The following is a 4,177-nucleotide window of genomic DNA, read 5'->3' as shown; positions in this document are numbered from 1 at the left end:
CTGCCGACCTGGTTGCCGGCCAGCGCACCGACGAGGCCGCCGACGATCGCACCGGCACCGCTCGTGCGGCCTTCACCGCTGGTGACCTGGATCGATTCGATCGTGCCGTAGCCCGTCGAAGCCGTGTTGTCGTAGCCGTTGGTGTAGCCATTGTTGTAGCCGTTGTTGGCGTAGCTGGGCTGGGACGACTGGCTGGCGCAGCCACCGAGGAGCGCACTGGCCGCGACGAGGGCGGCAAGGGTACGAGTAGCTTTCATGACTTGTTCTCCTGGCAAAGATGTAGGACCAGATTACGCAGTCATGTGTATGGGGTCTGTGCGATGACGCACTCACCTGCGGGTGCTCATCCGATGCTTTTTCATCATCTTTTTTCGTGTGTTCGGCAGCGAACAGAAATCGTCCTTACGGCAGAGTAAAACGTCAACATCGATTGAAAAAAAGAGTGTCAAAAGGAGAACAAGAATGCGCACACCACACATGATCCTGTTATTGGCCGCTGCCCTGATGTGGGCTGCAGGCCATGTCCGCGCGGCGACGCCGGAAGCGAAGCTGGCTTACCAGCAGGCACGCGACACGGCGGCGGCCGAGTACAAGAACGCACGCGCCCGCTGCGATGCCATCACCGGCAATCCGAAGGACGTCTGCGTGCTGGAAGCGAAGGCCGCGCGCGTGCGCATGGAGGAAGAAGCGCGCGCCAAGTATGAGGACACGCTGAAGGCCTATACGCGGGCACGGATGCGCATTGCCTCCGCCAACTATGACCTCGACAAGGCACGCTGCGCCGGCCTGACGGGCAACGACAAGGACGTGTGCCAGGAACAGGCCAAGGCCCGTCTCGTCGCCGCGCAGGCCGACGCGAAGGCCGACCAGAAAACGATCGAAGCGCGCAATGAAGCGCGCGAGGACAAGCTGTCCGCCGCGTACCGTGTCGCCATGGAGAAATGCGACGCGTTCGCCGGCGCCGCCAAGGATCAATGCGTCTCGGCTGCGAAGGCCGAGTTCGGAAAATAGCCAGCGCATAACCGCACCCCGCTCATGAAGAGCACAACCAAGTACCACCACTAACAAGGAGTTCACCATGAACGCAACCAAACGCATCGCCACCGCCATCTTCACCGCCGCTGTCGCCTTCACCGTCGTCGGCTGCTCGTCGAGCCCGACCAAGGAAAGCACCGGCGAGTACATCGACGACGCCGCCATCACCGCAAAAGTGAAGGCTGCGATCTTCAACGAGCCGACCCTGAAGGCCACCGAGATCAATGTCGAGACCTACAAGGGCGACGTGCAGCTGTCGGGCTTCGTGGCCCAGCCGCAGGATGCGCAGAAGGCCGCCGACGTCGCACGTGGCGTGAAAGGTGTGTCGTCGGTCAAGAACGACATCCGCGTAAAATAAGCTGACCGGGCGGCTCGTGCGCGGGCCGGCCCGACAGTCGTGTCGATTGCCGCGCCACGCGGCATCCGCCCTGGCAGGAGACTGCCGGCGGGTGCCCGGGACCGGCTGTTTTTTTTCAGGCAGGTACCATGCAGCTCGCCCAATCCGGCTCCGCAACATCCGAGGCATCCAACCCAGTCACGCCGGTTGCCGCGGCGCCCGCGGATGTCGAACAGGTGGCACGTGAAGCCGGCCTCGTCAACACCGATGGGGCACCGACGGGCGAAGAGCTCGGCGCTGCCCACGGCAGCCTGCGCCTGCCCGTCCACGTCAACGCGCGCGGTCTCACGCTCGGCGTGATCGCCACCGTCGCGTTCGTCTTCGGCCTGCAGTGGGCCAAGAATTTCTTCGTGCCGCTCTTGCTCGGCATTTTTATCGCCTACACGCTGAGTCCCGTCGTGCGCTGGCTCGAGCGCTGGCACATCCGGCGCGCCATCGGCGCGACGCTCGTCACGGGCCTGATCCTCGTCGGCATGGCGCTCACCATGCACCGGGTGCAGGGCGAGTTCCTCAACATCGTCGACGAACTCCCGACCCTGACGCACAAGGTCACGCGCATCCTGACGGATGGGTCGGACGGGCCGTCGACGATCCAGCAGGTCCAGGCCGCCGCGGCCGAACTCGAACAGGCCGCCGCCAACGCGGGCAGTGCGAAGCGGACGGCACCGCCGCGGCGTGCCGCGGCACCGGCCGTCGCCCAGACGCCCGGCGGCAGCAATTTCCGCATCATGGACTGGTTGCTGGCCGGTTCCGTCGGCCTGGCCAGTTTCATCTCGCAAGCCACGATGGTCGTGTTCCTCGTGTTCTTCCTGCTGCTGGCCGGGGACACGTTCAAGCGCAAGCTCGTCAAGCTGACAGGGCCGTCGCTGACGCAGAAAAAAGTGACGGTGCACATCCTCGAGGACATCAACACGTCCATCCAGAACTATATGTTCATGCTGCTCGTCACGAACGTGCTGCTGGCGCTGCTGATGTGGGTGGCGCTGCGGTTCATCGGCCTGGAAAATGCGGGCGCGTGGGCGATCTTCGCCGGCGTCGCCCACATCATGCCTTACTTCGGCCCGCTGTTGATCACGTCGGCCACGGGCCTCGTCGCCTTCCTGCAGTTCGAATCGCTGCAGATGGTGATCCTCGTGGCGGGTGCGTCGCTGGGGATCGCGACGCTCGTCGGCATGGTGGTCACGACCTGGATGACGGGCAAGATCGCCAAGATGAACCCGGCGGCCGTGTTCGTCAGCCTGCTGTTCTGGGGCTGGCTGTGGGGCATGTGGGGATTGCTGCTCGGCGTGCCCGTCGTCGTCGTGATCAAGGTCGTGGCGGAACGCGTGGAAGGGATGGAAGTCATCGCCGAACTGCTTGGCGAATGACGGCGCCGTCCCGCCGGGGCAACGGCGCCGCCGTGGTTCAGTGCACGGGCGACGGGCGCGCTTCCGGCGGCGGCGCACCTGGGACGTGCTTGTCCTTCAGGCTGCCCATCTGCAGCGCGTACTGGCGGGCGAATTCCGCGCCCAGGAAAAAAATCTGCGCCGAGTAATACACCCATAGCAGCAGCGCGATCAGCGAACCGGCGGCGCCGAAGCTGTTCGTCGTGCCGCTGTTGCCGATGTACAGGCCGATCGCGAACTTCCCCACGGTGAACATGATCGCGGTGCCGAGGGCGCCGATGGTCACGTCGTGCCACGACAGTTTTACGCGCGGCAGCAGCTTGTAGATCGCGCCGAACATCACGGCGATGACGAGGAAGCTGACGGCCCAGGCCACCCAGCCCAGGATGATCGTCGCGGAGTGCCACATGCCGCCCAGGTATTTTTCCAATACGGACAATGCGGCGGACACGACCAGCGTGAACATCAGCAGCAGGCCCAGGGTCAGGATCAGGCCGAATGACAGCAGGCGGGTGCGGACGGTGTCCCACCAGGTGGCGTCCTTCGGCGGCGGGACGTCCCAAATTTCGTCCAGGCTGTCCTTGAGTTCCGCGAACGCACTCGTCGCACCGACCAGCAGCAGGACCGTCGCGATGATCGTCGCCAGCTTGCCGCTTTCCTTGTTGCGGGCACCGGCCAGGATCGCCTGGATGGTTTCCGCGCCCTGGGTGCCGACGAGGCCGCGCAGCTCGTCCAGCAGCTGGCCTTGCGCGGCGTCGGTGCCGTAGAAAAAGCCGGCTATCGCGATAACGAGCACGAGAATGGGAGCCAGCGAGAACAGCGTGTAGAACGCGAGGGCGGCGCCTTTGCTCGATGCGCGGTGGTCCAGCCATTCGGTCACGGCGCAGCGCATCACATGGACGACCTGGCGCGAGAAGGGGATCCAGTTTTGTACTGCCATCAGGTAACCTCCAAAAAGACGAACGCGCCCGAAGGCGCGTTCCGGGGCCTACGCCCAGCGGTAGGCGGGGACGAAGCCCCGCGTTGAGGCGTTACTGTACGCGGCGCTCGATGGTGATCGGCTCCACTTCCACGCGGCGGTTCGGTGCCAGGCAGGCGATCAGCTCCGAACGTTTCTTCTGGTGGCAGTCGGTCACGACCGGATTCTGCTCGCCCTTGCCGTAGGCCTTCAGACGGTTGGAATCGACGCCTTTGGCGATCAGGTACTCGCGCACGGCGTTGGCGCGGCGCTCCGACAGCTTCTGGTTGTACTTGGTCGAGCCCAGGCGGTCGGTATAGCCGGTGATGTCCACGTCGGTGATCGACGGGTCGGCCTGCAGCGCGGCGGCGATGTCGTCCAGCTTCGGCTGCGGCGACGAGA

Annotated in this window: 5 protein-coding genes and 1 pseudogene; 3 read left to right on the top strand and 3 right to left on the bottom strand. The window is 64.6% G+C overall.

Features of this window, described 5'->3' with window-relative positions; translation table 11 throughout:
• Positions 1-257, bottom strand: a pseudogene (locus ACEN88_RS25765) (hypothetical protein); the annotation flags it as partial.
• 205 nt (positions 258-462) lie between these two features.
• Here ACEN88_RS25765 and ACEN88_RS25760 point away from each other — a divergent pair.
• The 3 genes from ACEN88_RS25760 to ACEN88_RS25750 all read left to right on the top strand — a co-directional run bounded on the left by ACEN88_RS25760 (position 463) and on the right by ACEN88_RS25750 (position 2,799).
• Complete coding sequence (locus tag ACEN88_RS25760; RefSeq protein WP_413344246.1) at positions 463-1,011, top strand: hypothetical protein; 549 nt, start codon at positions 463-465, stop codon at positions 1,009-1,011.
• A gap of 67 nt (positions 1,012-1,078) precedes the next feature.
• Entirely contained in the window at positions 1,079-1,393 is a 315-nt protein-coding gene (locus ACEN88_RS25755; protein ID WP_056127494.1) for a BON domain-containing protein, read from the top strand.
• Positions 1,394-1,521: 128 nt separating this feature from the next.
• The gene (locus ACEN88_RS25750; protein WP_413344243.1) at positions 1,522-2,799 is read left to right on the top strand and encodes an AI-2E family transporter; all 1,278 of its coding nucleotides are present in this window, start codon (positions 1,522-1,524) and stop codon (positions 2,797-2,799) included.
• Between the two features lie 37 nt (positions 2,800-2,836).
• Here the strand turns inward: ACEN88_RS25750 and ACEN88_RS25745 are convergent, their stop codons facing one another.
• Together ACEN88_RS25745 and ACEN88_RS25740 are read right to left on the bottom strand one after the other, a co-directional pair.
• The gene (locus ACEN88_RS25745) at positions 2,837-3,757 is read right to left on the bottom strand and encodes a YihY/virulence factor BrkB family protein (RefSeq protein ID WP_413344241.1); all 921 of its coding nucleotides are present in this window, start codon (positions 3,755-3,757) and stop codon (positions 2,837-2,839) included.
• Between the two features lie 91 nt (positions 3,758-3,848).
• Positions 3,849-4,177 (bottom strand): OmpA family protein (locus ACEN88_RS25740; RefSeq protein ID WP_413344239.1); only part of this gene is annotated, 329 nt, incomplete at its 5' end.

This window comes from Massilia sp. CT11-108 (genome assembly GCF_047302915.1).
GTDB lineage: Bacteria > Pseudomonadota > Gammaproteobacteria > Burkholderiales > Burkholderiaceae_D > Telluria > Telluria orientalis.
Note: the sequence above shows the minus strand (reverse complement) of the source record. Positions and strands in the feature narration are given on the sequence as shown.

Excerpts from the sequence above, each read along its gene's own strand:
- ACEN88_RS25760 (WP_413344246.1), top strand. The coding sequence starts at position 463 with ATGCGCACACCACACATGATCCTGTTATTGGCCGCTGCCCTGATGTGG.
- ACEN88_RS25755 (WP_056127494.1), top strand. The coding sequence starts at position 1,079 with ATGAACGCAACCAAACGCATCGCCACCGCCATCTTCACCGCCGCTGTC.
- ACEN88_RS25750 (WP_413344243.1), top strand. The coding sequence starts at position 1,522 with ATGCAGCTCGCCCAATCCGGCTCCGCAACATCCGAGGCATCCAACCCA.
- ACEN88_RS25745 (WP_413344241.1), bottom strand. The coding sequence starts at position 3,757 with ATGGCAGTACAAAACTGGATCCCCTTCTCGCGCCAGGTCGTCCATGTG.